The sequence below is a fragment of the Bacillus cereus group sp. MYBK79-1 genome (assembly GCF_051915365.1).
In the GTDB taxonomy this organism is placed as follows: Bacteria; Bacillota; Bacilli; order Bacillales; family Bacillaceae_G; genus Bacillus_A.
In genome coordinates this window covers 62,583-89,329 of sequence record NZ_JBQAEO010000006.1, presented here as the reverse complement: position 1 = coordinate 89,329, position 26,747 = coordinate 62,583, and the positions used below count along the sequence as shown (strand labels likewise).

Here is a 26,747-nt window from a genome sequence, read left to right as displayed (position 1 = left end):
ATGAGAGAAGCTGTCATTGTTGCGGGAGCAAGAACACCAATTGGAAAAGCAAAGAGGGGTTCATTAAAAACAGTTCGTCCTGACGATCTAGGGGCGTTAGTAGTAAAGGAAACGTTAAAGCGTGCGAATTATGAAGGACCAATTGATGATTTAATTTTCGGTTGTGCGATGCCAGAAGCAGAGCAAGGTTTAAATATGGCTCGTAATATCGGCGGATTAGCAGGACTTTCTTACGATGTTCCAGCTATTACGATTAACCGTTACTGTTCTTCAGGGTTACAAAGTATCGCTTACGGAGCAGAGCGTATTATGCTTGGTCATTCGGAAGCTGTATTATCAGGCGGAGCAGAATCAATGAGTTTAGTTCCGATGATGGGACACGTTGTTCGTCCGAATAGTCGCCTTGTAGAAGCGGCTCCAGAATATTATATGGGTATGGGACATACAGCAGAGCAAGTTGCTGTGAAATATGGAATTTCTCGTGAAGAGCAAGATGCATTTGCAGTAAGAAGTCATCAACGTGCTGCGAAAGCATTAGCTGCAGGGAATTTTGCTGATGAAACAGTATCTGTAGATGTAACGTTACGTACTGTTGGATCAAACAATAAACTGCAAGAAGAAACAATCATTTTCGCACAAGACGAAGGTGTAAGAGCAGAAACGTCGCTAGACATTTTAGGTAAATTACGTCCAGCATTTAACGTTCGCGGTTCTGTAACAGCTGGTAACTCTTCACAAATGAGTGACGGTGCAGCATCTGTACTATTAATGGATCGTGAAAAAGCAGTGAGCGATGGCATGAAACCACTTGCGAAATTCCGTTCATTTGCAGTAGCAGGCGTACCACCAGAAGTAATGGGAATCGGCCCAATTGCAGCAATTCCGAAAGCGTTAAAATTAGCTGGCTTAGAGCTATCTGATATCGGCCTATTCGAACTAAATGAAGCGTTCGCTTCTCAATCGATCCAAGTTATTCGTGAGCTTGGTTTAGATGAAGAAAAAGTAAACGTAAACGGCGGTGCAATCGCACTTGGACATCCACTTGGCTGTACAGGAGCAAAACTAACACTATCTCTTATTCACGAAATGAAACGCCGCAACGAACAATTCGGTATCGTAACAATGTGTATCGGCGGCGGAATGGGAGCAGCAGGAGTGTTTGAATTACTATAAAAAAAGTGGAAGCGGCTCGCTCAGAATGTGAGGGGGATGGAGCTTCAGACATAGAGGCGCTCTTTGCCTCGTAGGAAGAAGCGAAGCCACCGAGCATTCTAGCCGCTGGAACCGGATTATAAAAAAAGTGGAAGTGGCTTGCTCAGAACAGGAGGGCGTTGGAAGCCCTGACGAAGAGGCACTAAAGCAAAGAATGGAAGCAACAAAGGTTTATAAAAAATAAAATTGCGAGCCAGCTTCTTTTAAAAAGGAGAGAAGCGGCTTATGAAAATATGAAGGAGGAAATTTTCATGGAAAAAACAGTAGGAAATGCGGTTAAAGGCGGTAGCTTTTTAGTTGATGAGATTACGATTGATCAAGTGTTTACGCCAGAGGATTTTTCATCTGAGCATAAAATGATTGCGAAAACGACAGAGGACTTTATCGTAAATGAAGTTCTTCCAGAGCTTGAATATTTAGAGCAACACGAGTTTGATCGTTCTGTTCGTCTTTTAAAAGAAGCTGGGGAGCTTGGTTTATTAGGCGCTGACGTACCAGAAGAGTACGGCGGAATTGGTCTTGATAAAGTAAGCTCAGCGTTAATCGCAGAGAAATTCTCGCGCGCTGGTGGTTTTGCAATTACTCACGGTGCTCACGTAGGTATTGGATCGTTACCAATCGTATTATTCGGTAACGAAGAGCAAAAGAAAAAGTATTTACCATTACTTGCAACTGGTGAAAAATTAGCTGCGTACGCATTAACTGAGCCAGGTTCAGGATCTGATGCATTAGGTGCAAAAACAACTGCACGTTTAAATGCAGAAGGTACACATTATGTATTAAATGGTGAAAAACAATGGATTACAAACTCTGCATTTGCTGACGTGTTTATCGTGTACGCAAAAATTGATGGCGAGCACTTCTCAGCATTTATTGTAGAGAAAGAATATGCTGGCGTATCTACAAGCCCAGAAGAAAAGAAAATGGGTATTAAATGTTCTTCAACTCGTACGTTAATTTTAGAAGATGCATTAGTACCGAAAGAAAACTTACTTGGTGAAATCGGTAAAGGTCATATTATCGCGTTCAACATTTTAAATATCGGCCGTTATAAATTAGGTGTTGGTACAGTTGGATCTGCGAAACGTGCAGTAGAAATTTCAGCACAATATGCAAACCAACGTCAACAGTTCAAACAACCAATCGCTCGTTTCCCATTAATTCAAGAGAAACTTGCGAATATGGCAGCAAAAACATATGCAGCTGAAAGCTCTGTATACCGTACAGTAGGCTTATTCGAAAGCCGCATGAGCACATTATCTGAAGAAGAAGTAAAGGATGGTAAAGCAGTAGCAGCTTCTATCGCTGAATATGCAATCGAGTGCTCTTTAAATAAAGTATTCGGTTCTGAAGTACTAGATTATACAGTAGATGAAGGTGTTCAAATTCACGGTGGTTACGGATTTATGGCAGAGTACGAGATTGAAAGAATGTACCGCGATTCTCGTATTAACCGTATTTTCGAAGGAACGAACGAAATTAACCGCCTAATCGTACCAGGTACGTTCTTACGTAAAGCGATGAAAGGTGAATTACCACTTCTTCAAAAAGCACAAAAATTACAAGAAGAGTTAATGATGATGATGCCAGAAGAAGTAGGCGATGAGCCATTAGCACTTCAAAAATATTTAGTAACTAACGCGAAGAAAATCGGCTTAATGGTAGCTGGATTAGCTGCTCAAAAATACGGTAAAGCATTAGATAAAGAGCAAGAAATTCTTGTGAATATCGCTGACATCGTAAGCAACCTATACGCAATGGAGTCAGCTGTTCTTCGTACAGAAAAAGCGATTAAAACAACTGGTCTTGAAAAGAATAAACAAAAAGTGTTATACACTGAAGTATTCTGCCAAGAAGCATTCAACGAAATCGAAGCAGATGCGAAAGAAACACTTATCGCAGTTGAAAACGGCGACATGCTGCGCATGATGTTATCATCATTACGTAAATTAACTCGCCACACACCACTTAACGTAATTCCGAAGAAACGTGAAATTGCTGCGAAAATTTTAGAAGATGAGCGTTACACAGTTTAATAGCTGTAAAGAAAAGTAGTCGTATGAACGGCTACTTTTCTTTTTTTTTTGCAAAAATGAAATTTTTAGTGACACAAAACTAACACCATTAGTATAATAAAACTAATAGTGTTAGTTTTCGTGAAAAGGGAGATGGGAATATGAGAGTGATACATGAAAAAACGGTATATCAATTGTCATTTTTGCCAAGAGTGTTTCCTGTGAATTGTTACTTTGTAGAGGAAGAAGATGGTTTAACTTTAATTGATGCGGCTTTGCCATATAGCGCAAAAGGTATTTTACAGGCAGCTGAGAAAATAGGAAAACCCATTACTAACATTGTATTAACACATGCGCATGATGATCACATCGGTGCATTAGACGCATTAAAGGAATTGCTTCCTAATGTTCCAGTCTATATTTCTAAGCGGGACGCAAAGCTGTTAGAAGGAGATACGACGTTACAAAAGGATGAACCGAATATACCGATAAAAGGCGGTGTACCTAAAAAAGTAAAAACGGTACCTGATGTGTTATTGGAAGATGGCGACCGAGTTGGATCGCTTCTTGCGATTATGACACCGGGACATACGCCAGGATCTATGTCGTTTCTTGATGTACGGAATAAAGCTCTTATTGTCGGGGATGCATTCCAAACAAGAGGAGGTATGGCTGTTTCGGGACAAATGAAATTTTGGTTTCCGTTTCCTGCGATGGCAACGTGGAGCAATGAAATATCATTACAAAGTGCAGAGAAGTTAAGCGAATATGGGCCTTCCTTGCTCGCGGCAGGACATGGGAAAATGATAAAAAATCCAGACACTGTCATACAACTTGCTATTAAGGAAGCTAAGCGGAATATAGAAAGTAGGAAAGAGGGTTAATTTATGTCACCGAGAATCGGACTTACATTACAGAAAATTGTAGAAACAGCAGCAGAAATTGCAGATGCAAATGGAATACAAGAAGTAACGTTAGCTTCATTAGCACAAACATTAGGGATACGTTCACCCTCGCTATACAATCATGTGAAAGGCTTACAAGATGTACGGAAAAATCTTGGCATTTACGGAATCAAACAGCTGCATAACAGACTGGAAGAAGCTGCTGAGGGTAAACGGATGGATGAAGCAGTCCATGCTTTAGGAGAAGCGTATGTAGCATTCGTACGTAAACATCCTGGACTGTATGAAGCAACTTTTTTACGAGATGAAGAAGTGAGAAAAGCAGGTGACGGGATTGTAAAGCTTTGTCTTCAGGTTTTACAACAGTACGGATTAGAAGGAGAGAATGGACTTCATGCGACACGTGGATTCAGAAGTATTTGTCACGGATTTGCGTCGATTGAGCAGCAAGGTGGATTTGGTCTGCCATTAGATTTAGATACAAGTTTACATGTATTATTGGAAACTTTTATTAAAGGATTATATGTAATGCGAGATTGAATAGGAAGCGAGACTACCGGAAACCTTAGAAGCAATTCTAAGGTTTTTTTAGTGCATATGATTTCAAAAGATCGGTAGGCTTTTTCTCGTTAAATGATATTATTTAGCTGGCTTGAAAAATGTATATATCGCTAAGAAAAAGCAAACGAAACTGAATACGATAGGATCTTGATAGGGACTAGGTTCAGAGCCTTTTTGGATTTCTGTAAGGAAGTCGTGGGTTTTCATGTTCATTGCTCCTTCGTTATGTATAGTTTATAAAAAGGTGTTTTTCATTAAACTAACGCTTACTAATAGAGTTGCACTAATAAATATTAAGAAAAATGTAGTATTGCGGTTTTTATAGTTGCTAAGCGCAATGACCAAAAAACAAATGAGAAATAACATATGTAAAGGGATAGAAGTGAATAGTGGTTTTGAAGTTAATATATCAATCAACAATTTTACGTACAGTAACGCATAAACCATTAAGAAGATAACTTTAAAATATTTTGGCATAAGCACACCTACCTACTATGGTTTGTTTGGGGATTATATTGTTGTCATAGGTTACCTATTGAAAAATTGTATTTTTCTGTAATTATAACATTTTATTGGATTTATAAATAGATGTGATTGATTTGAAATGTAAGAAAGCTTTTTCATGAATACGATTTAAAAAGAACAGAATACTAAAGAAGAATGAAAGAAGAAAGGTAGGAGTATTCTATGCAAAACTTAACAGAGCTTGAAGTAGAAAACTTACGTCATTTAATTGGTGGACACGCAACAATTATTAACAAGTTAGACCAGTATGCACAGGCTTGTACAGATCCACAACTGAAACAAATGTTACAAAAGGATGCGCAAGATGCACGAAATACGAAACAGCAATTAATGACTTTCCTAGGATAGGAGGAAACGACAGATGAATGAAAAAGATATGGTAAATGATTATTTAGCAGGGTTAAATGCAAGTTTAACAAGTTATGCAAATTATATTGCTCAGTCTGATAATGAACAGTTACATCAAACGTTAATTCAAATTCGTAATCAAGATGAGATGCGTCAACGTAATATGTATGAGTACGCAAAGCAAAAGAGTTATTACAAACCGGCAGCACCTGCTAACCCAATGATTGTACAGCAATTAAAAGGCCAATTAAGTGCAGAATAATGGGATGAAAAAACGGGCGAATGAAGTCGCTCGTTTTTTTCTTTTGTGTATGTCAATAAATATATAATAAATATTTTTCCAGTTGTAACAAATATGACGAAAATGGAATATAACAATTCACAAAAAGGACAAAAACTTTGTTCAATATTTCACAAAGTATCCATGGTTTCTATCGTGGGAATCTCTATAATTAGGAGTGTAAAGAACAAAAGAAATAGATTATATGATCAATTAGGAGAGATTGCTATGAAAAGAAATACAAGAAAAATTGCAATTATCGGTACTGGATTAGTTGGATCAAGTTGTGCATATTCCATTGTAAATCAAGGCATTTGCGAAGAACTATTATTAATTGATATAAATCATGAACGTGCAGTTGGGGAAGCGATGGATTTATCACATTGCATTAACTTTACAAATACAAGAACAAAAGTATATGCAGGAAGCTATGAAGACTGTAAAGATATGGACATCGTTATTATTACAGCAGGACCAGCACCAAAGCCTGGACAAAGTCGCTTAGATACTTTAGGAGCGAGTGCGAAGATTATGGAAAGTATTGTTGGCGGCGTAATGGAAAGTGGATTTGATGGTATTTTCTTACTTGCATCGAACCCAGTTGATATTATTACATATCAAGTGTGGAAATTATCTGGATTACCTAGAAATCGTGTAATCGGTACTGGTACATCACTAGATTCTTCTCGCTTAAAAACAATTTTATCTGAAATGTTACATGTAGATCCTCGTAGTATCCATGGGTATTCATTAGGAGAACATGGTGATTCTCAAATGGTTGCTTGGTCTCACGTAGCTGTTGGTGGAAAGCCAATTCTACAAATTTTAGAAGAACAAAAAGAACGATTTGGTGAAATAGATTTAGATGAAATTGTTGAGAAGACTGCAAAAGCTGGATGGGAAATTTATAAACGAAAAGGTACTACTTATTACGGAATTGGAAATTCTCTAGCGTATATTGCGAGTTCAATCTTTAACGATGATCACCGTGTAATTGCTGTCTCAGCCATTTTAGATGGGGAGTACGGTGAATATGATATTTGTACAGGAGTGCCAGCTATTATTACTAGAGATGGTATGAAAGAAGTTGTAGAACTAAACTTAACAGAGGATGAAGAATCTCGATTCGCAAAATCAAACGATATTTTACGTGATTATATGAAAACAATTGGTTACTAACTTATAGGAGAAGGTGAAACAAATGAAGGAATATATAATGTCTCGTGTATTTAAAGCGTCAGCTGGAATCGCGCAAGGTATTTTCGTATCCCTTGGAATTGGTTTACTAATCGAAAATATAGGAAGAATTGTTGATATTCCGTTGCTTATTACAATCGGAGTTGTTGCAAAATCACTTATGGCACCAGCCATTGGTGCCGGAATTGCTTTTATGCTCGGTGCAAATGGTCTTGTAATCTTCTCGGCTATGGTAGCTGGAGCGATTGGTGCTGGATCCATTTCAATTACTGAAGCAGGTCTAATTATTAAAACAGGTGAGCCAATCGGTGCATTATTAACAGCAACTTTAGCTGTATATATTGGTAAACGTTTAAGTGGAAAAACTGCATTAGATATGATGCTCGTTCCATTTGCGGCAATATTAGGTTCTGGTTTAGTCGGTATTTGGTTATCTCATAATATTACTCCCGTTTTAAATACAGTTGGAGCATTTATTAAAGATAGTTCAGCTGGTAGCCCGTTTATCGCTTCTATCGTGATTGCAGTAGTTTGGGGACTATTACTTATCTCTCCAGCTTCATCAGCTGCGTTAGCGATCGCACTTAGCTTAGACGGTGTTGCAGGTGGTGCTGCTCTTGCAGGCTGCGTAGCCCAGTTTATCGGATTCTCTGTTATCTCAGCGAAAGAAAACAATTTAGGTGGCATATTAGCGCAAGCACTTTGTACTCCGAAAGTACAATTGCCAAATATAACTAAAAATCCAATGATTCTCGTCCCAACTGTCGTCGCCAGTGCTATAGTTGGTCCTGTATCCGCATTAATTTTCCAACTGGAAGCAGGAAAAGAAATTGCAGGTCTTGGATTAAGTTCTCTTATCGCACCAATTAATTTAATTTCTAGCGAAGGATGGGAAGTTGTCCCAGCGATGGTAATCACTTATATCATCATTCCAGTAGCTGTTTCTTATATACTTTACATTGCTCTTAAAAAAGCAGGTCGTATTCACTCTGGTGATATGACTGTACCGCAATCTTAACTTGAAAATCTCCTTTTATCCCGCATTTAACGGGCAGTAAGACCCCCACCTCAAAATTCAGCGAAAGCAAAGAAGTTAGGTGGGGGTCGGGCTGCCCGTAAAAGCCCGATTGGTGAGGGCTGATTAAAGTTTCACTTTATATAGAGAAAAGCAGACTGGAAGCCACAGTCTGCTTTTTACATTTTATGATTTTGTTTTACTGGAACACGTACTGTTTCTTTTGCTAATAACAGCTGAACGCCGAAATAAAGTATGCTTGCAAGCGTCATTCCAGAAATGGCGTCTACAAATGCATGTTGCTTCGTAAATAGCGTTGATAAAATAATAAGCGTACCGAAGAACGTAAGGATGTAATATTCAAAAGCATGTTGTTCTCTACGTTTAAAGGCAGCTAGCATAATGACAAAGGTAGTAAGAACGTGAATGCTAGGGAAACAGTTTACCGGTTGATCGATACTATAAATATAGCGAACTAGTTCGGAAAATACGTCTGATCCAACGACTGTTGGACGTGGTACAGTTGTCTGCCAAAAATAATAAATAGAAAAACAAGCAAGTTTTCCAAGGATGATACTACTTAAAGTGACATAATATTGTTTTCGATCTGCAAAGCAATAATAAATAAGTGCGCCGTATAAGTAAGGAAACCAAAGTAAATAAGGAATAATAAATGCTTTCACAAATGGAATCCAATCATCTACTACAGTTGTGACATCTACTGCGTGTACAGTAGATTTATTTAATACATCGTAAAGGGGACTTACGAGTACGAGTAGAAGTATATAACTTAACGGAAAAAGAGACGAAAGTTTAAATTTCTTCATGATAATCTCCTATGTTTTAGTAATGTAAATAAATTCAATTGATTATAATATAGAAAATCCAATTGGGCTATCGATTTTACTTACATTTTCTTGAATTCACCTTACATTTTTGTCACTTGACTGAAAAGAGGGGGAGGGTGCTATATGAAGCGTTCACTGTATTTCTTAGTTTTTATATTGTTATGCCTAGTGAGTACTGGGTGTGCAAAGGATAACGAAGGAGAGAATTTAGAATACAACGGGAGAGCACTCGTAATTGGAGTTGTTGGAGAAAAGCCGAAAGATACGTTTAGGAATATAAAGTTTGAGGAAATGAAGTTAGAGGAACTGGAAAAGAAATCTAAGGAAGTAGATGGTTTTCTAATAATGAAAGATCACTTTCAAGAAGCCTCAACAGAGCAGTATAAAGATGTATTTTCATCGCTAAAGAAACCAGTGTTTTTTATCGGTTTGCAAGATAAATCATATTCGATTTTTATTACAAAAGGGATAGAGTATAACAGTGCACGAAAAGATGTAAATGCTATGTATACGCAAGGCTTTGCAAATATCGGAAGTGGTGAAGGGCAACAATGGGCAGTTGGTTTATCGAATGGTGGAAATACTGAAGAAAGTATTCATAATATGTATATCGTAGTATTTCAAACAATTGCCGATTATTTGAATAGATGATGAAGGAGCCTGTAAACAAGGCTTCTCCTTTATTTTGTATGCAGGAATCGGTTATATAATGGTCCGAATGATTCCATTGTTATGAGGTTACTTGTAGAGCTTTTTTATTAACAGTAATTCCTCAATATTCATGAAATATGCAAATGTGCATATTGTATTTATTTGGATATTTTGTATGTTAAAATTAAATATAGGGATTTTTTAATGTAGAGAACTGAACTCAGAAATATTCAATGAATTTTGAGAGGTGTTACATGTTTAAAAACAAGAAATTAATTCGATTTGGTCTAACATTACTTGTATGTTTATTTGTAATTGATTTTACAATCAGTTATTTTCAAGCATATCTTGAATCAGCGGCAGGTATTAAATGGGTAATATCAGAAACTTGGAGAACTATTTTTTTAGATGCCCCTGAAAGTATATTGGTTATTTTAGGCGCAATTGCTTTATATGATTTCACAAAAGAAACATCTCCAAAAGACGCATCAATTTAAATGCGTCTTTTTTCTTTGCAGTAATTTCTTCAACATCATGGAATACTCTCACTATTACGGCCAAAATTGTTAGTTCCTTTTATCTGTATGTCTTTGTCATGTAAAGTGTTTCCAGGTTTTGTGACTATAGGCTGAAATGGTTAAATAAACGTTTGTTTAAGATGTATGTTCGGTAGGAAGAAACCGATGCAACTCAAGGGTTAACAAAGAAAAAAGGGGAATTAATCAAACGTTTGTTTAAGATGTATGTTCGGTAGGAAGAAACCGATGCAACTCAAGGGTTAACAAAGAAAAAAGGGGAATTAATCAAACGTTTGTTTAAGATATATGTTCGGCGAGGGAGGAGAGAAGAATCTAAAAAAAATTATATATTTACTTTTTCTTAACAAATGGCGGAAAAATAAGAAAAATTAGCAGGATTATTAATAATAATCACGAAATAAGTAAAAGTTTAGCGAATAATCGTTTGAAATAATAAAACGTTTTCTATATGATAAAGGTAAAGGTTAGTAAAAAAGTAGGTGAATTTATGACAGTAACATTTTATTCATATCCAAAGTGTGGCACATGTCAAAAAGCAAAGAAATGGTTTGAGGCAAACGATGTAGCATATGAGATGATTCATATTGTTGAAAATCCACCATCAAAAGAAGATTTACGTAATTTACATGAAAAAAGTGAATTACCATTGAAAAAATTCTTTAATACAAGTGGAATGCGTTACCGTGAACTTGGTCTGAAAGATAAGTTAAAAGATGCGAGTGAAGACGAAATGTACGAGCTTTTAGCATCTGATGGCATGTTGATTAAACGTCCAATTGTAACAGATGGAACGAATGTAACACTTGGTTTTAACGAAGAGCAGTTTGAAAGTGTGTGGAAAAAGTACCAATAAGGTATTTTTACATAATTAATACATTCACTGGAGGTACAGTCATGAGCATTCCAAATAATTTACGTTACTCTGAAGAACACGAATGGGTAAAAACTGAAGGTAATGCGGTTGTTATCGGTATTACTCATTTTGCACAAGGTGAGTTAGGCGATATCGTATTCGTTGAACTTCCTGAAGTAGGTGCAACAATCCAAGCTGACGAGCCATTCGGAAGCGTAGAATCTGTTAAAACAGTTTCTGAGTTATATGCACCTGTAAGTGGTAAAGTTGTAGCAGTAAACGAAGAATTAAGTGACCAACCAGAACTTGTTAACGAATCTCCATACGAGGGTGCATGGATGGTTAAAGTTGAACTTTCTGATGCAAGCCAAGTTGAGAAGTTATTAACTGCTGAAAAATATGCAGAAATGACAAACCAAGACTAATTATAGTCGATTAAAGGACAGCCTTTGTGCTGTCCTTTTTTATTTTGTGAAAAATAATGAACGTAGAATCATATACTAATTATCGTGTAGGAGAACGTTTTTTGAAAAAACTTTTTCGTCTAAGTTTTTATTGTCCATCTCCAGCAGCTAGGACAGTCGGTCATTTCACTCTTTCACTTGAGGCAAAAAGCGCCTCTAGTTCACGAGTTCGGGTGCCCTCTTGTTCTGAACGAGCTGCTTGCGCTTTTCTTTTGCAAAAATAAACAGGAAACAACATGAAAATAACGAATATACTATATACTAAGTTAAAGGTTGTATAGTATATGGTGATCGGGTGATGACATATGATTTATGTAGAAAAAGTCATTATTGTAGAAGGTAAATCAGACAGAAAAAAGATTGAATCTATTATTCGGGAACCAGTGGAAATTGTTTGTACAAATGGTACAATTGGTTTGTCGAAAATGGATGAGCTCATTGATCAGTTTTTTGATAAGGAAGTGTATGTACTAGTGGATGCTGATGATGCTGGAGAAAAGTTAAGGAAACAATTTCGAAAAGAATTTCCGCAAGCAGAGCATATTTACATTGATCGCTCGTACCGGGAAGTGGCAACTGCGCCATCTTCACACTTAGCAAATGTATTATGGGGAGCTGACATTGACGTTTATACAGAATATTTACGGTAAGGAATGATAGAAGTGATTGACTGGACAGGAGCCGAAGCAACAGCCCTAATAGAGAACGAAGAAAAAACAGTGTTATATGTATATACTCCAATGTGTGGAACATGCCAATTAGCAAAAAAGATGTTAACAGTCGTTGAGATGACAATTGAAGACTTGAAAATTGGAATGTTAGATTTAAATTATGCTCCGCATTTAGCGAAAGAGTATGGTATTGAAAGTGTACCTTGTTTACTTGTTTTTGAAAATGGGACACTCATGAAGAAGATATACGCATTTCATTCGGTTGAATATTTATATACGGAATTAAAGTAGGCGGCAAAGTTTTTGCCGCCTCGACATATTTCTCGGGAAATATGTCGAGATGCAGGGTGGTTACAGTATTTGTCGAGCGAAAGTAACAGGATTGCTCTTTAGTGAGAGGGAATGGTATGAGTAATAGAAAGTGATATGAAGGATGTGATTTAGGGTGAAATTATATTCTTTGCTGCAATCATTTGTAAATTACGCTAATGGTCAATATCATTTAGAACCGCTTTTAAGACAAGGAGAAAAAACTGTTAATTTCCGCTTTGGAGATGAAAGCTGTTCGTTACAAATTTCAAGAGATTATATAGAGCTGCTACATGAGGAACGAGGAACAGAGCAAATCGTTTGTGTAGATGAGGAAGATGTAAAACAATTGGTGAACGGAAATGTACGATTGCAAATGTTAATGAACGATGGACGTGTACAGTATTCGGGAACGTATCGAACGATGCTATTAGTTGAATCGATGTTTCATATATGTAAACCGATGTCAGTAGGTGCTTAAAATTCTGAAGTTTCATTTTTTACGAAAATTTCTGTTGACATGGTGTGTGGATGTTGATACAATTCAATTCATAAAATATAGACAATTTCATAAATTACAAATCAGACGAAAATGTAATCTGATTTCTCTTATCAAGAGAGGTGGAGGGACTGTGCCCTGTGAAGCCCGGCAACCGTCAACTTATGTTGAAATGGTGCCAATTCCTGCAAAGCAAATGCTTTGAGAGATGAGAGAGAGGGATAATGTTGTTATATACGCATATAAACCTTTCTGCTTCTCTAAAGCGGAAAGGTTTTTTTATTGTTTGAATGTGGAGGACATTCAAATAATAAAAGTAGTGATAACGGTGGACTACACGCATTAAACATAAAAAATTGCGGAGTCGATCCAAACAAAAAAGGGGTGATACACCATGATTCTATTAGAGAATGTAAAGAAAATATATAAAGCAAAAAGCGGTGATGTCACTGCTGTAGATAATGCCAATTTAAAAATAGACAAAGGCGAAATATTTGGTGTTATCGGATATAGTGGTGCTGGGAAAAGTTCTTTAATCAGATTATTCAATCAGTTAGAGAAACCAACTTCTGGCCAAATTACAATTGCAAATCGCGTGATTTCAGCAATTACAGGAAGTGAACTTCGTAAGGCAAGGCAAGAAATTGGAATGATTTTTCAGCACTTCAATTTACTTTGGTCACGAACTGTACGTGAAAATATCGAGTTCCCACTTGAAATTGCAGGTGTTGATAAAGCGAAGAGAAGAAAACGTGTGGATGAGTTAATTCATCTTGTTGGATTAGAAGGAAGAGGAGACGCGTATCCATCCCAGCTAAGCGGAGGACAAAAGCAACGTGTTGGGATTGCAAGAGCATTAGCTAACAACCCACAAGTGCTTTTATGTGATGAAGCAACATCAGCGCTTGATCCAGAAACGACAGATCAAATTTTAGATTTATTATTAGATATTAATAAGCGTCTCGGTTTAACAATTGTACTTATTACACATGAGATGCACGTGATTCGAAAGATTTGTAATCGAGTGGCGGTAATGGAGAAAGGAAAAATTGTAGAAACGGGTCCAGTACTTGATGTATTCCGCAATCCGCAGAAAGACATTACAAAGCGATTTGTACAGCAGTTAACGGATTCTGAAGATACAAATGAAACGATTGAAAGTTTAATTGAAAAGTATCCAGATGGTAAAGTCGTTCGTTTGCAGTTTATCGGTGAGGCTGTAGAAAGACCAGTGCTTCAAAGATTAATGCAACGCAGTGATATAGAAGTTAGTATTTTGCAAGGAAATATCGCACAAACGAATAACGGCTCTTACGGTAGTTTAGTCGTTCATTTAAATGGTGAGGAAACAGCGATTCAGCAAGCGATAGAGGGGATACATCAAGATCAAGTAGAGCTGGAGGTGATTGCACATGGATAAGTTACTCACAAATGTTGATTGGAATCAAATGTTAGAAGCAACTGGTGAAACGTTATATATGACGGCAATCGCAGCTCTTGCCACATTTGTTTTAGGACTAATTTTAGGATTGTTACTTTTCATGACGGCGAAAGATAATTTATGGGAAAACAAAACGGTTAACACAGCAATTGGAGCGTTCGTAAACATTTTCCGTTCGATACCGTTCATCATTTTAATTATTTTATTAATCCCATTCACAAAGATCTTGCTTGGAACAATTCTTGGAGCAAGTGCAGCACTTCCGGCTTTAATTATTGGAGCGGCACCATTTTACGCGAGAATGGTTGAAATTGCACTTCGTGAAATTGATAAAGGTGTAATTGAAGCTTCAAAAGCAATGGGAGCAAAAACAAGCACAATTATTTTGAAAGTGTTAATTCCAGAAGCGTTACCAGCATTAGTATCTGGTATTACGGTTACGACAATTGCTTTAGTAGGCTATACGGCAATGGCGGGAGTTGTTGGTGCTGGTGGTCTTGGAACACTTGCTTATTTAGAAGGATTCCAACGAGGAAATAACGATGTAACAATCGTTGCGACAATTTGTGTATTACTAGTTGTATTTTTCATTCAGTGGATTGGTGATAGTTTAACGACTCGAATAGATAAACGATAATAAAAAAACAGGAGGATGTTTCAAATGAAAAAATTATTACTTACAGCACTTATTTCAACTTCAATTTTTGGGTTAGCTGCTTGTGGCGGGAAAGATAAAGATGAAAAGAAACTTGTTGTCGGTGCTTCTAACGTACCGCACGCTGAAATTTTAGAAAAGGCAAAACCGTTACTTGAGAAAAAAGGAATTGAATTAGAAGTGAAAAAATTCCAAGATTACGTGTTGCCGAATAAATCGTTAGCGGATAAGGATTTAGATGCAAACTACTTCCAGCACATTCCATATTTAGAAAAAGAAATAAAAGATAAAAAATATGATTTTGAAGTAGCAGGAAAAATTCATTTAGAGCCAATCGGTGTATATTCTCAAAAATATAAAAGCTTAAAAGAACTTCCAGACGGGGCGACAATTATTATGAGTAATTCTGTTGCTGACCATGGACGTGGTTTAGCAATTTTACAAAAAGAAGGTATTTTAAAAATTAAGGATGGGGTAGATCCAGTTAAAGCAACTCCAAAAGATATTGCGGATAATCCAAAAAATTTAAGATTCAAAACGGATATTGATCCTGGTTTATTACCACAAGTGTATAACAATAAAGAGGGCGACGCTGTTTTAATTAATTCGAACTATGCAATTGATGCGAAGTTAAATCCAGAAAAAGATGCAATTGCAATTGAAGGTGACGATTCTCCATACGCAAACGTAGTAGCTGTTCGTAAAGGCGATAAAGATAAGAAAGAGATTAAAGCTCTTGTAGAAGTACTACATTCTAAAGAAATTGAAGACTTCATTAATAAAGAATATAAAGGGGCAGTTGTTCCTGTAAAAGAATAATTACTGAAAAAGGGCTGGTGTATGCCGGTCCTTTTTTCTAACTACATAACTATAAGGGAGAAGGGGACATCATATGAAAAAGATTCTACTGTCAGTTGTTACAGCGCTGTCTGTGTTTACATTAGCTGCTTGCGGGGGGAAAGATGAGAATAAGCTTGTTGTGGGAGCTTCTAACGTGCCGCACGCTGTTATTTTAGAAAAGGCACAGCCGATATTAGAGAAAAAGGGTATTAAATTAGAAATTAAAAAATTCCAAGATTATGTGCTGCCGAATAAAGCGTTAGCGGATAAGGAAATTGATGCAAACTACTTCCAGCACATTCCTTATTTAGATAAAGAAATTCAAGAAAAGGGATATAAAATTGTAAACGCAGGAAAAATACATTTAGAGCCAATGGGCATTTATTCTAAGAAATATAAAAGTTTAAAAGAACTTCCAGATGGTGGGACAGTTATTATGAGTAATAACGTAGCGGAGCGTGGCCGTATGTTAGCGTTATTACAAAAAGGCGGCGTGATTAAATTAAAAGATGGTGTAGATGTTGTGAAAGCAACAGTAAAAGATGTTGTAGAAAATCCGAAAAACTTAAAGTTTAAAACAGATGTAGAGCCTGGATTGTCACCGAAGTTATATGAAAATAATGAAGGGGATGCTTTATTTATTAATTCAAACTACGCAATTGATGCGAAATTAAATCCAACAAAGGATGCAATTGCGATTGAAGGATCAGACTCTCCGTACGCAAATATTATTGCAGTTCGTAAAGGTGACGAGAAGAAAAAAGAAATTAAAGAATTAGTAGAAGTGCTGCATTCAAAAGAAATTCAAGATTTTATTAATAAGGAATATAAAGGTGCCGTGCTACCGGTAAGTGAATAAATATAAGGAAAGGACTGGTAATTACCCAGTCCTTTTTTCTTTATATAAATAAGAAGAAAGGTGTATCATAGAAAGGTGAAAAGGAAATACTTATATACATTTGTGAAAAAACTGTTACTTTTTTTCGTCGTTTGCGATATCATTTTATTTGATATAAGATTAGAATGAGAATAAAATGAGAATATGAACGTTTTAGTAATTTTTAAAATGTATATATAGGATTAATGGAGGTATTGAGATGGCTGGTTCTACATTAACGGTTAAAGACTTACACGTATCAATTGACGGCAAAGAAATTTTAAAAGGTGTAAACCTTGAAGTAAAAGGTGGAGAAATCCACGCAATTATGGGACCTAACGGAACAGGTAAATCAACTTTATCTTCTGCGATTATGGGTCACCCAAAGTATGAAGTAACAGAAGGTAGCATCATCATCGACGGTGAAGATGTATTAGAAATGGAAGTAGACGAGCGCGCACAAGCAGGTCTATTCCTAGCAATGCAATATCCAAGTGAAATTAGCGGAGTAACAAACGCTGACTTCTTACGTTCTGCAATTAACGCACGTCGTGAAGAGGGCGATGAAATTTCTCTTATGAAATTTATCCGTACTTTAGATAAAAACATGGAATTCCTAGAAATGGATCCAGAAATGGCACAACGTTACTTAAACGAAGGTTTCTCTGGTGGAGAGAAAAAACGTAACGAAATTCTTCAATTAATGATGATTGAGCCAAAAATCGCAATCTTAGACGAAATCGACTCAGGTCTTGATATCGATGCATTAAAAGTTGTATCTAAAGGTATTAACCAAATGCGCGGCGAAGAGTTCGGTTGCCTAATGATTACGCATTACCAACGTTTATTAAACTACATCACTCCAGACTTCGTTCACGTTATGATGAACGGTCGTATCGTTAAATCTGGTGGTCCTGAGCTTGCACAACGTCTAGAAGCTGAAGGTTATGACTGGATTAAAAAAGAATTAGGTATTGAAGACGAAACAGCAGAGCAAGAAGCGTAAGAGAGGAGCATAAACATGACAATCGGTACATTACCTTTCGATCAAGAAACAATCCGTCAGCGCGCAAGCGAAGTAAACGAAGCTGCTTGGTTGACTGAGTTCCGCTTACAAGCTCTTGCACAAGCAACTGAACTTCCAATGCCAACGCCTGATAAAACGAAAATTGAAAAATGGGACTTTATCGGAAAAGGCGACGCTGCTAAGCAAGAGCCTGTAAGTTCTTTAACAGAGCTTCCAGAAGCAGTGAAAAACTTAATCGATGAAAATAACAGCGTATTAGTACAACGTACTGGTACAACTGCGTTCGTTTCTTTAGCGGACGAAGCAAAAGAAAAAGGTGTTATTTTTACAGACATCGTAACAGCTGCAACAGAGCATGCTGAACTATTACAAAAGTATTTAATGAAAGACGGCGTGAAGGTAGACGAGCATCGTTTAACTGCACTTCATGCTGCATTAATCAACGGCGGTGCATTTGTATATGTTCCGAAAAACGTTGTTCTTGAAACTCCACTTCAAGCTGTATTCTTAGTAGACGGCGAAGAAGCTAACGTATATAACCACGTATTATTCGTAGCTGATGCGAACAGTACTGCAACTTATGTAGAAAACTATGTTGCAAATGAAAATGCTAAAGGTATTGCAAATATCGTAGCAGAAGTAATCGTGGAACAAGGCGCACAAGTGAAGTTCGGTGCGGTTGATCTATTAGCAAAAGACGTAACAACTTACGTTAACCGCCGCGGCATTGTTGGACGCGACGGCCGCATTGATTGGGCTCTAGGCCTTATGAATGACGGAAACACTATTTCAGAGAACGTTACGAATTTAATGGGCGACGGATCATATGCTGATACAAAAACAGTAACAATTGGCCGTGGTAACCAAACACAAAACTTTACAACTAAAGTTGTTCACTTCGGTAAACACTCTGAAGGTTGGATTTTAAAACACGGTGTACAAAAAGATAGTGCAACATCTATCTTTAACGGAATTGGTAAGATTGAACACGGTGCATCTAAATCAAATGCACAACAATCTTCTCGCGTTCTTATGTTAGATGAAAAAGCTCGCGGTGATGCAAACCCAATTCTTTTAATCGACGAAGATGATGTAATGGCAGGTCACGCAGCTTCAGTAGGCCGCGTAGATCCGTACCAATTATACTACTTGATGAGCCGTGGTATTCCAAAACGCGAAGCAGAACGTTTAGTCATCCATGGATTCTTAGCACCTGTAGTAAATGAGCTTCCAATTGAAGGAGTAAAGGCACAGCTTGTTGAGGTAATTGAAAGGAAAGTTCGCTAATGAATATTCATGAAATACGCAAACAGTTTCCAATTCTTGATCAAAAAGTGAACGGCAAACAACTTGTTTATTTCGATAGTGCAGCAACTTCTCAAAAACCAATTCAAGTCATTGAAACGTTAGAACGTTACTATAAAGAATATAATTCTAACGTGCATCGCGGTGTTCATACGCTCGGTACGAAAGCTACCGACGCGTATGAAGGTGCACGCGAGAAAGTTCGCAAGTTTATTAACGCGAAGTCAATGGAAGAGATTATTTTCACGCGCGGAACGACAACTGCATTAAATACAGTAGCGGCTAGCTATGGTCTTGAAAATGTAAAAGAAGGCGATGAAATCGTTATTTCTTACATGGAGCATCATAGTAACATCATTCCGTGGCAACAAGTTGCCAAGAAAACTGGTGCAACTTTAAAATACCTTCCGCTTCAACCAGACGGTACAATTTCTTTAGAAGATGTTCGTCAAACAGTTACACCGAATACAAAAATCGTTTCTATTATGCAAGTTTCAAACGTGCTTGGAACGATTAACCCTGTAAAAGAAATCGGAGCAATCGCACACGAAAATGGCGCAATTATGGTCGTTGACGGTGCACAAAGTACACCTCACATGAAAGTAGATGTACAAGATTTAAACTGTGATTTCTACGCATTATCTGCTCATAAGATGTGCGGACCTACAGGTATCGGCGTATTATATGGTAAAAAAGAATTGCTAAACAATATGGAGCCAATTGAGTTTGGCGGTGAAATGATTGATTTCGTAGATTTACAAGAATCTACTTGGAAAGAGCTTCCGTGGAAGTTTGAAGCAGGTACACCGATTATCGGTAATGCAATCGGACTTGGAGCGGCAATTGATTTCCTAGAAGAAATCGGTCTTGATAATATTGAAAAGCATGAACATGAATTAGCGCAATATGCTTTAGAAAGACTATCTGAAGTAGATGGCGTTACAATTTATGGTCCAAAGCATCGTGCTGGTCTTGTTACATTTAATATTGAAGACGTACATCCTCACGATGTAGCAACTGTATTAGATGTAGAAGGCATTGCGGTTCGCGCAGGACACCACTGTGCACAACCACTTATGAAGTGGCTGAAGGCTTCTTCTACAGCACGTGCGAGCTTCTATTTATATAATACAAAAGAAGAAATTGATACATTTGTTGAATCGCTAATCAAGACAAAGGAGTATTTCACAAATGTCATTTAATAATTTAGATACGTTATATCGTCAAGTTATTATGGATCATTATAAGAATCCTCGTAACAATGGCGTGTTAGAAGATAGTGTTACTGTTAACTTGAACAATCCAACTTGCGGCGATCGTATTCAACTTACGATGAAAGTAGAAGAAGGTATTGTGCAAGAAGCGAAGTTTGAAGGAGAAGGATGTTCTATCTCAATGTCTTCAGCTTCAATGATGACACAAGCAGTAAAAGGTAAGAAAATTGAAGAGGCACTTCAGCTTTCTAAAATTTTCTCTGACATGATGCTAGGAAAAGAGTACGATGACAGCATTGATTTAGGAGATATTGAAGCATTACAAGGCGTATGCAAGTTCCCGGCACGTATTAAATGTGCAACATTAGCGTGGAAAGCGTTAGAAAAGGGCTTAAACGAAGATAAGTAATGTTAAAGGTTCCTAAAAACGAGGTTATCTAAGGAGGGACACACCAACATGGCGAAGCAACTGCCAGATATCGGCGATTATAAATATGGTTTCAAAGACAAAGACGTTTCGATTTTCCGTGCTGGACGCGGTTTAACAAAAGAGATCGTTGAAGAGATTTCACGTATGAAAGAAGAACCACAGTGGATGTTAGACTTCCGTTTAAAATCACTGGATAAGTTCTATGAAATGCCAATGCCACAATGGGGCGGCGATTTAAACGACTTAGATTTCGATGAAATTACGTACTACGTAAAACCATCTGAGAAATCTGAGAAGTCTTGGGATGAAGTACCTGATGAAATTAAAGCAACATTTGATAAATTAGGTATTCCAGAAGCTGAGCAAAAATATTTAGCTGGTGTATCTGCACAGTACGAATCTGAAGTTGTATACCACAACATGAAAGAAGACCTAGAAGCTCTAGGAATCGTCTTCAAAGATACAGATAGCGCATTAAAAGAGAACGAAGATATTTTCCGTGAGCATTTCGGAAAAGTAATCCCACCAACAGATAACAAATTCTCTGCATTAAACTCTGCAGTTTGGTCTGGTGGATCATTCATCTACGTTCCAAAAGGTATTAAAGTGGATACACCACTTCAAGCGTATTTCCGTATTAACTCTGAAAATATGGGACAATTCGAGCGTACGCTTATCATCGTAGACGAAGGCGCACACGTACACTACGTAGAAGGTTGTACAGCACCTGTTTACACGACTAACTCACTTCACAGTGCGGTAGTAGAAATCATCATTAAAAAAGATGCATATTGCCGTTATACAACAATCCAAAACTGGGCGAACAATGTATACAACCTAGTTACAAAACGTGCGGTTTGTGAAGAAAACGCAACGATGGAATGGATTGACGGTAACATCGGATCTAAATTAACGATGAAATACCCAGCAGTTATCTTAAAAGGCGAAGGCGCTCGTGGTTTAACATTATCTATCGCGATTGCTGGTAAAGGCCAACACCAAGATGCTGGTGCGAAAATGATTCACTTAGCACCAAACACGTCTTCAACAATCGTTTCTAAATCGATTGCGAAGCATGGTGGTAAAGTAACTTACCGTGGTATCGTACACTTCGGACCAAAAGCGAAAAACTCTCGCTCTAACATCGAGTGTGACACGTTAATCATGGATAACCAATCTACATCTGATACGATTCCTTACAACGAAATCAAAAACGATTACGTTTCACTTGAGCACGAAGCGAAAGTATCGAAAGTATCAGAAGAACAATTATTCTACCTAATGAGCCGCGGTATTTCTGAGCAAGAAGCTACAGAAATGATCGTAATGGGCTTCATCGAGCCATTCACTCGCGAACTTCCAATGGAATACGCAGTTGAAATGAACCGCCTAATCAAGTTTGAGATGGAAGGTTCTATTGGTTAATATTTAAAGTGGAAGCGGCTCGTTCAGAATGTGAGGGGGATGGAGCTTCTGACGTAGAGGCGCTTTTTGCCTCATAGGAAGAAGTGAAGCCACCGAACATTCTAGCCGCTGGAACTGGATAATATATAAAGTGGAAGCGCCCTGCTGTGCAGGGCGCTTTTTTATGTTGTGTTGTGTTGGGGGCAGGCTAGGATGGATGGGATACCCTGGTGGGTGTTCAACTAAATATATCAGCTATTATTTCAATATATCGACGATTCGACAAGGGATATCGACTTATCGACAAAGTAAGACAAAAGAAATGCTTCATATACCCCCTCAACATAAAGTGAAACTTTAATCAGTGGGGGGGTGTTCATCCCCCACTGATTATTAGTTGAACCAATCGGGCTTTTACGAGCAGTTGATCCCGCACCTCACGTCTTTGCTTTCGCTGAATTTTGAGGTGGGGGTCTTACTACCCGTTAAATGCGGGATAAAAATAGAGCTAGCAATAACTAGCTCTAAAATCCGAATCCAACAAATATAAAAGGAATACCTATTAATACAAAGAGAATTAATAGAAGTAAGATAAAGATACCGGCAAATCTCAATTTGCTAGCTTCGTTTTTAGATATTGCAATCATGCTAAACATGAAGCCGAGAATAACGAGAGGGAAGCTAATAAATAGATATAGATTAGGTAAGTAAAGTACGGAAGCGATAAATAAGATGCTTCCTGCTAGTGCAAATAAGAGTGAGAGTAAGCTATAAAGTTTAATAAGAACACCTCCTATATAGATGATAATGCAGAAAAATTTATATGGAAAGGACAATCTTTGGCTTTTTCTCACAATGCGAGTACAATGTAAAATAGCAAGAAAAGACGAAAAGTATTTACAGGATTATTGCGTACGTGTAGCGTAAATGGCAGTAAGGAACTGAGAGGAGGTTTTTTCTCTGAATATAAATAAAGAAACAATCATCCACCTTTATCATACAAACGATATACATAGTCATTTTGAAAATTGGCCGCAAATTTCTCGGTTTGTACAAGGGGAGAAAAAGCGAAGACAGGAAGCGGGAGAGACCGTTTTGACGGTTGATATCGGCGATCATGTGGATCGTTTTCATAGTATTTCGGAAGCGACGAATGGACTTGGCAATACGAAGCTTTTGAATGAGGCGTTATATGATTATGTAACGATCGGAAATAATGAAGGAATTACGTTAGCGAAGGAGCATTTGAATCGTTTATATGATGATGCTGGATTTGAGGTGCTCGTCGCGAATTTATTTGAAAAAGAAGGTGTACGTCCGGAGTGGGCAAAGCCTTATAAATTACATACAACGACAGATGGGATTACGATTGCTTTTATCGGGTTAACGGTTGCTTATCCAGAGTTTTATCATATGCTCGATTGGCATATTGAAGATCCGCTTATCCATTTAGAGTCTATTTTAGAAGAAGTGCGAGATGAGGCTCATATTACCGTTGTCCTTTCTCATCTTGGAAAAAGCATGGATGAGTATATGGCAGAGCATTATGATATAGATGTTATTTTAGGTGCACATACGCATCATTTATTTGAGCGTGGCGTTCTTATGAATAATACTTTACTTTGTTGTTGTGAAAAGTGGGGACGTTACGTTGGGCACGTTCAGCTTACTGTGGATAAAGAGACGAAGAAGTTATTGAAAAAGGACGGTAGGGCGATTAAGACAGAACGTTTAGGTGCTTATAGCAAACCGTTATCCACAATTGAAATGCTGCAGGAAGAAAGTAAACAGATTATGGCAGAGCCTGTCGTTCATTTAAAGGACTCATTACCCGTCGATTGGTTTCATGAGACACCATTTTCGGACATGTTAGCAAATGCGCTGAAAACGTGGTGCGGTGCAGAGATTGGAATGGTGAATGCGGGTGTACTTCTTGAAGGGTTAGAGGAAGGTGTTGTGACGCGCGGAGATATTCACAGAATTTGTCCACATCCAATCAATCCATGTTTATTAAAAGTACCAGGAAAAACGTTACGAGAAGTTATTTTGAAAGCGCGTCGCCCGAATATGGAGAATCTTGAGGTAAAAGGATTCGGATTTCGCGGGAAAGTGATGGGGAAAATGATTTACGCTGGTGTCGAAGTCATTCCAGATACAATTCCTGGGAATAAAATTTTACTGGAAGATGTACTAATTAACGGGGAATCGCTGGAATTAGATCGTATATATACGGTAGGAACGATTGATATGTTTACATTCGGATACTTATACCCAGAACTATCCACACTTTCTGACAAACAATATTATATGCCAGAGTTACTCAGAGATGTGTTAACAGACGTGTTGATAACTCATACATCTTCCGTCAAACTATAGGCTAGTTAACTTGTAACACTCATTTTTCTCTTGTCATACAGATAAGAAAGAGAGGAGTGTGAACTATGGTTAATGTGGAGCCAATTATAATCGATAATTATACGTTTATTGCGGTTAGCGTCAAACTTCCAAAGACAAATTTGCTAGCTGTAATGAGCGATAAAGGATATATTATGTGCGGTGCATTAGATGTAGGTCTTTTAAATGAGAAGTTAGGTGATCGAGGAATTATTGCTGGCCGTGCGGTTGGTGTAAGAACGATTGAACAACTTCTTGAAGCACCGTTAGAATCAGTGACGATTGAAGCCGAGGCATTAGGTATTACGGCCGGTACAATCGGAAAAGAAGCGTTATTAAAAATGAGATAAGCATATATCGTCCCTCCTTCTTGCATAGAAATGATATAAGAAGGAGGTTTTTTTATGAGTATATTTCGTTCGAAAAATTCGCGGTTTCGAAGGGGGCCTATTTCCTTTCGGCACATACTGCTTATGTCGTTTATTCTTTTTGTCATATTACTCGTGCAAGGGTTATGGATTGTGAATAGCAGCATTCAGCCGACATTAATAAAATATGGAGAAGTAGAGACGCATAAAATGGCGACAGCGGTTATGACGAAGGCGGTAAAAGATAGAATTAATGAAGGGTTCGATGTCGATTCATTAATGAAAGTACAAAATGATAAAAACGGGAAAGTATCCACAATTAATTTAAATACGAAGCAAGTAAATGAAATCGTAACGTCAACGACTATGTACATAGAAAAATATTTACAGCAAGTAGAACAAGGTAATTTGAAGGGGCTAGGTATTTCTGAAAAAAATGGGGCAACGATGGCAGTTCCTTTTGGTCGAGTAACGGATAATGCGCTTCTTGGAAATATAGGGCCCGATATTCCGATTGATTTCACGACGATTGGTCATGTGAATACCGATATTAAACAAAAAATTGAACCGCACGGAATCAATACGACAGCGATTCAAATTATTATGGAGATGGAAGTCACGTTGCAAGTGATTATTCCATTTCATACGAAAGAAATAAAAGTAAAACAAGATGTTCCGATTGCAACGCGCATTGTTCAAGGGGAAGTGCCTACGTATTATGGAAGCGGGAGTGTTGTTGTACCTGATAAAAAGAAAACGGATAGTTAGTCGAATATAAAAAATAACCGTAGCAATATGCTACGGTTATCGTTTTGTGTTCGCGCGCTCTTTCCGCTCCCAAAGACTTAAATGCATGTATGGATCGAAAGCCCATTCTGTATAACCATTGTCTTTATACATGCCGAAATGTAGGTGGGGTGGGAATTTTCCAGCTGTGCCGGGAGGGCCGTAACCGGTGCTACCAACAAATCCGATTACTTTTCCGGGCTCGACAATTTGTCCAAGCTGTATTTCTTTTGAGAATCCGCCTAAATGAGCGTAATAATGGTAGTTATTATGAAGGTCACGAATGCCGATGCGCCATCCGCCAAGACGGTTCCAGCCTTTTGTTTCAATAATGCCATAGCAAGTGGACCTTACTGGTACGCCATAGCCTGCAAAAATATCGGTTCCTTCATGAATTCTTCTTCCCCCAAAACTTCTTCCAGCACCGAAAGTACTACGATAGCTATGATCACTGCGAATAGGGAGTGGAAAAGCATTTCCTTCTAAATTAATACGTCCATAATGTTTATAAATTCGGGCGTATTCGGTAATTAAATCAACCGTTTTGGCACGTCTATAATATTCCCAAAGCATAATGTGAATACGGTCTTCTGACTTTCCTTGTTTCTTTAAAATCGTTGCTGCTGTATGCAAAAGATCACGGTCGTTATTTGCATTTGCAAATCCATCTTTGTCACCATCTAAACCCATTCCGCCAAACAGAGAAATTGTATGGGGAAGGGTATCATTACCATTAACAGGTCCAGCCCATATTTCTGGTTTGAAATAAAGGGAAATGATGGCATCTGGTTTTTTCGGAATATCTTTTCTTACGCTCCGTATATTTCTTTCATATTGATCCATTGCAGCTAAGTAATACCACGGAATGCCGGAAGACTGCTCGGTTTCTTTATATAGTACCATGCGCTTTTCGTATATGCTTTGCTGATTATCTTCACCGTAAGCGATGTTTTGGTGGAGAAGAAAGCAAATCGAAAGCAAAAGAGAAATTTTTCGAAGCATGAAATAGACTCCTTTCACAACATCACTCTTTTTAGTGTGGGATATACGGAGTATTTCATTATAGGGAACGATTGGAAAAAATCTTAGAATCTTCATTTGAGCAAATCGCTTT

31 protein-coding genes and 1 riboswitch are annotated in these 26,747 nt (G+C 37.7%); of the genes, 27 read left to right on the top strand and 4 right to left on the bottom strand.

Annotation, left to right across the window (positions count from 1 at the left end; genetic code table 11):
• The 4 genes from ACTFOB_RS12425 to ACTFOB_RS12410 all read left to right on the top strand — a co-directional run bounded on the left by ACTFOB_RS12425 (position 1) and on the right by ACTFOB_RS12410 (position 4,672).
• Positions 1-1,173: an acetyl-CoA C-acetyltransferase gene (locus ACTFOB_RS12425; RefSeq protein WP_001206339.1), complete on the top strand. Its 1,173-nt coding sequence runs from the start codon at positions 1-3 to the stop codon at positions 1,171-1,173.
• Positions 1,174-1,463: 290 nt separating this feature from the next.
• A complete protein-coding gene (locus ACTFOB_RS12420; protein WP_000416287.1) occupies positions 1,464-3,248 on the top strand; it encodes an acyl-CoA dehydrogenase family protein in 1,785 nt (594 codons plus the stop codon).
• Positions 3,249-3,388: 140 nt separating this feature from the next.
• Positions 3,389-4,111 carry an MBL fold metallo-hydrolase gene (locus ACTFOB_RS12415; protein WP_440026186.1) on the top strand — a complete coding sequence of 241 codons (723 nt, stop codon included), beginning with the start codon at positions 3,389-3,391 and terminating at the stop codon, positions 4,109-4,111.
• Positions 4,112-4,114: 3 nt separating this feature from the next.
• Positions 4,115-4,672 carry a TetR/AcrR family transcriptional regulator gene (locus ACTFOB_RS12410; RefSeq protein ID WP_440026184.1) on the top strand — a complete coding sequence of 186 codons (558 nt, stop codon included), beginning with the start codon at positions 4,115-4,117 and terminating at the stop codon, positions 4,670-4,672.
• 255 nt (positions 4,673-4,927) lie between these two features.
• On the opposite strand, the gene ACTFOB_RS12405 is transcribed toward ACTFOB_RS12410, so the two are convergent.
• The gene (locus ACTFOB_RS12405; RefSeq protein WP_440026182.1) at positions 4,928-5,170 is read right to left on the bottom strand and encodes a hypothetical protein; all 243 of its coding nucleotides are present in this window, start codon (positions 5,168-5,170) and stop codon (positions 4,928-4,930) included.
• 210 nt (positions 5,171-5,380) lie between these two features.
• On the opposite strand from ACTFOB_RS12405, the gene ACTFOB_RS12400 reads away from it, so the two are divergent.
• From ACTFOB_RS12400 to ACTFOB_RS12385, 4 genes are all read left to right on the top strand, one after another.
• Positions 5,381-5,566, top strand: coding sequence for a hypothetical protein (locus ACTFOB_RS12400; RefSeq protein WP_001180550.1), 186 nt, complete (start codon positions 5,381-5,383; stop codon positions 5,564-5,566).
• A 13-nt stretch (positions 5,567-5,579) separates the two neighbouring features.
• Positions 5,580-5,828, top strand: a complete 249-nt coding sequence (locus ACTFOB_RS12395) for a spore coat protein (RefSeq protein ID WP_001002985.1) — start codon at positions 5,580-5,582, stop codon at positions 5,826-5,828.
• A 246-nt stretch (positions 5,829-6,074) separates the two neighbouring features.
• Positions 6,075-7,025 carry an L-lactate dehydrogenase gene (locus ACTFOB_RS12390; RefSeq protein ID WP_225990191.1) on the top strand — a complete coding sequence of 317 codons (951 nt, stop codon included), beginning with the start codon at positions 6,075-6,077 and terminating at the stop codon, positions 7,023-7,025.
• A gap of 22 nt (positions 7,026-7,047) precedes the next feature.
• On the top strand, positions 7,048-8,061 hold the full coding sequence (locus tag ACTFOB_RS12385) for a PTS transporter subunit IIC (protein ID WP_000666176.1): 1,014 nt from the start codon (positions 7,048-7,050) through the stop codon (positions 8,059-8,061).
• Between the two features lie 176 nt (positions 8,062-8,237).
• Here the strand turns inward: ACTFOB_RS12385 and ACTFOB_RS12380 are convergent, their stop codons facing one another.
• On the bottom strand, positions 8,238-8,885 hold the full coding sequence (locus ACTFOB_RS12380; protein ID WP_151632314.1) for a phosphatase PAP2 family protein: 648 nt from the start codon (positions 8,883-8,885) through the stop codon (positions 8,238-8,240).
• A 144-nt stretch (positions 8,886-9,029) separates the two neighbouring features.
• Here ACTFOB_RS12380 and ACTFOB_RS12375 point away from each other — a divergent pair, with 144 nt between their 5' ends.
• From ACTFOB_RS12375 to sufB, 16 genes are all read left to right on the top strand, one after another.
• On the top strand, positions 9,030-9,557 hold the full coding sequence (locus tag ACTFOB_RS12375; RefSeq protein WP_440026178.1) for a hypothetical protein: 528 nt from the start codon (positions 9,030-9,032) through the stop codon (positions 9,555-9,557).
• A 254-nt stretch (positions 9,558-9,811) separates the two neighbouring features.
• Positions 9,812-10,054, top strand: coding sequence for a DUF3937 family protein (locus ACTFOB_RS12370; RefSeq protein ID WP_440026177.1), 243 nt, complete (start codon positions 9,812-9,814; stop codon positions 10,052-10,054).
• Between the two features lie 529 nt (positions 10,055-10,583).
• On the top strand, positions 10,584-10,949 hold the full coding sequence (locus ACTFOB_RS12365; protein WP_000218968.1) for an arsenate reductase family protein: 366 nt from the start codon (positions 10,584-10,586) through the stop codon (positions 10,947-10,949).
• A 41-nt stretch (positions 10,950-10,990) separates the two neighbouring features.
• Positions 10,991-11,374: a glycine cleavage system protein GcvH gene (gene gcvH / locus ACTFOB_RS12360; protein WP_000026895.1), complete on the top strand. Its 384-nt coding sequence runs from the start codon at positions 10,991-10,993 to the stop codon at positions 11,372-11,374.
• 344 nt (positions 11,375-11,718) lie between these two features.
• Positions 11,719-12,063 carry a toprim domain-containing protein gene (locus ACTFOB_RS12355; protein ID WP_440026175.1) on the top strand — a complete coding sequence of 115 codons (345 nt, stop codon included), beginning with the start codon at positions 11,719-11,721 and terminating at the stop codon, positions 12,061-12,063.
• A 3-nt stretch (positions 12,064-12,066) separates the two neighbouring features.
• Positions 12,067-12,375, top strand: a complete 309-nt coding sequence (locus ACTFOB_RS12350) for a thioredoxin family protein (protein WP_002008881.1) — start codon at positions 12,067-12,069, stop codon at positions 12,373-12,375.
• A 154-nt stretch (positions 12,376-12,529) separates the two neighbouring features.
• A complete protein-coding gene (locus tag ACTFOB_RS12345) occupies positions 12,530-12,874 on the top strand; it encodes a hypothetical protein (RefSeq protein WP_000781217.1) in 345 nt (114 codons plus the stop codon).
• 125 nt (positions 12,875-12,999) lie between these two features.
• Positions 13,000-13,107: riboswitch (SAM riboswitch) on the top strand.
• Between the two features lie 179 nt (positions 13,108-13,286).
• On the top strand, positions 13,287-14,312 hold the full coding sequence (locus ACTFOB_RS12340) for a methionine ABC transporter ATP-binding protein (RefSeq protein WP_000601756.1): 1,026 nt from the start codon (positions 13,287-13,289) through the stop codon (positions 14,310-14,312).
• Positions 14,305-14,970 carry a methionine ABC transporter permease gene (locus ACTFOB_RS12335; protein WP_440026171.1) on the top strand — a complete coding sequence of 222 codons (666 nt, stop codon included), beginning with the start codon at positions 14,305-14,307 and terminating at the stop codon, positions 14,968-14,970. Before ACTFOB_RS12340 ends, ACTFOB_RS12335 begins: the two co-directional genes overlap by 8 nt.
• A gap of 24 nt (positions 14,971-14,994) precedes the next feature.
• On the top strand, positions 14,995-15,807 hold the full coding sequence (metQ, locus tag ACTFOB_RS12330) for a methionine ABC transporter substrate-binding lipoprotein MetQ (protein ID WP_440026169.1): 813 nt from the start codon (positions 14,995-14,997) through the stop codon (positions 15,805-15,807).
• Positions 15,808-15,880: 73 nt separating this feature from the next.
• Positions 15,881-16,687 (top strand): methionine ABC transporter substrate-binding lipoprotein MetQ, encoded by an 807-nt coding sequence (gene metQ, locus ACTFOB_RS12325; RefSeq protein WP_087986017.1) that lies wholly within the window; start codon positions 15,881-15,883, stop codon positions 16,685-16,687.
• 238 nt (positions 16,688-16,925) lie between these two features.
• Positions 16,926-17,711 carry a Fe-S cluster assembly ATPase SufC gene (gene sufC, locus ACTFOB_RS12320; protein WP_000929162.1) on the top strand — a complete coding sequence of 262 codons (786 nt, stop codon included), beginning with the start codon at positions 16,926-16,928 and terminating at the stop codon, positions 17,709-17,711.
• A gap of 15 nt (positions 17,712-17,726) precedes the next feature.
• A complete protein-coding gene (gene sufD, locus ACTFOB_RS12315) occupies positions 17,727-19,019 on the top strand; it encodes a Fe-S cluster assembly protein SufD (protein ID WP_000152176.1) in 1,293 nt (430 codons plus the stop codon).
• Positions 19,019-20,239, top strand: a complete 1,221-nt coding sequence (gene sufS, locus ACTFOB_RS12310) for a cysteine desulfurase SufS (RefSeq protein WP_001020767.1) — start codon at positions 19,019-19,021, stop codon at positions 20,237-20,239. Before sufD ends, sufS begins: the two co-directional genes overlap by 1 nt.
• Complete coding sequence (sufU, locus tag ACTFOB_RS12305) at positions 20,229-20,660, top strand: Fe-S cluster assembly sulfur transfer protein SufU (protein ID WP_000009525.1); 432 nt, start codon at positions 20,229-20,231, stop codon at positions 20,658-20,660. Before sufS ends, sufU begins: the two co-directional genes overlap by 11 nt.
• Before the next feature lie 48 nt (positions 20,661-20,708).
• A complete protein-coding gene (gene sufB, locus ACTFOB_RS12300; protein WP_001118824.1) occupies positions 20,709-22,106 on the top strand; it encodes a Fe-S cluster assembly protein SufB in 1,398 nt (465 codons plus the stop codon).
• A 503-nt stretch (positions 22,107-22,609) separates the two neighbouring features.
• On the opposite strand, the gene ACTFOB_RS12295 is transcribed toward sufB, so the two are convergent.
• Positions 22,610-22,867, bottom strand: coding sequence for a hypothetical protein (locus ACTFOB_RS12295; RefSeq protein ID WP_440026390.1), 258 nt, complete (start codon positions 22,865-22,867; stop codon positions 22,610-22,612).
• Between the two features lie 178 nt (positions 22,868-23,045).
• Between ACTFOB_RS12295 and ACTFOB_RS12290 the strand changes: the two genes are divergently transcribed.
• The 3 genes from ACTFOB_RS12290 to yunB all read left to right on the top strand — a co-directional run bounded on the left by ACTFOB_RS12290 (position 23,046) and on the right by yunB (position 25,615).
• Complete coding sequence (locus tag ACTFOB_RS12290) at positions 23,046-24,461, top strand: bifunctional metallophosphatase/5'-nucleotidase (RefSeq protein WP_440026388.1); 1,416 nt, start codon at positions 23,046-23,048, stop codon at positions 24,459-24,461.
• A 65-nt stretch (positions 24,462-24,526) separates the two neighbouring features.
• Positions 24,527-24,829: a YunC family protein gene (locus ACTFOB_RS12285; protein ID WP_000248463.1), complete on the top strand. Its 303-nt coding sequence runs from the start codon at positions 24,527-24,529 to the stop codon at positions 24,827-24,829.
• Positions 24,830-24,883: 54 nt separating this feature from the next.
• On the top strand, positions 24,884-25,615 hold the full coding sequence (gene yunB, locus ACTFOB_RS12280; protein ID WP_147808987.1) for a sporulation protein YunB: 732 nt from the start codon (positions 24,884-24,886) through the stop codon (positions 25,613-25,615).
• Positions 25,616-25,651: 36 nt separating this feature from the next.
• On the opposite strand, the gene ACTFOB_RS12275 is transcribed toward yunB, so the two are convergent.
• Positions 25,652-26,635, bottom strand: a complete 984-nt coding sequence (locus ACTFOB_RS12275; RefSeq protein WP_151632334.1) for a M23 family metallopeptidase — start codon at positions 26,633-26,635, stop codon at positions 25,652-25,654.
• Positions 26,636-26,747: the final 112 nt, after the last annotated feature.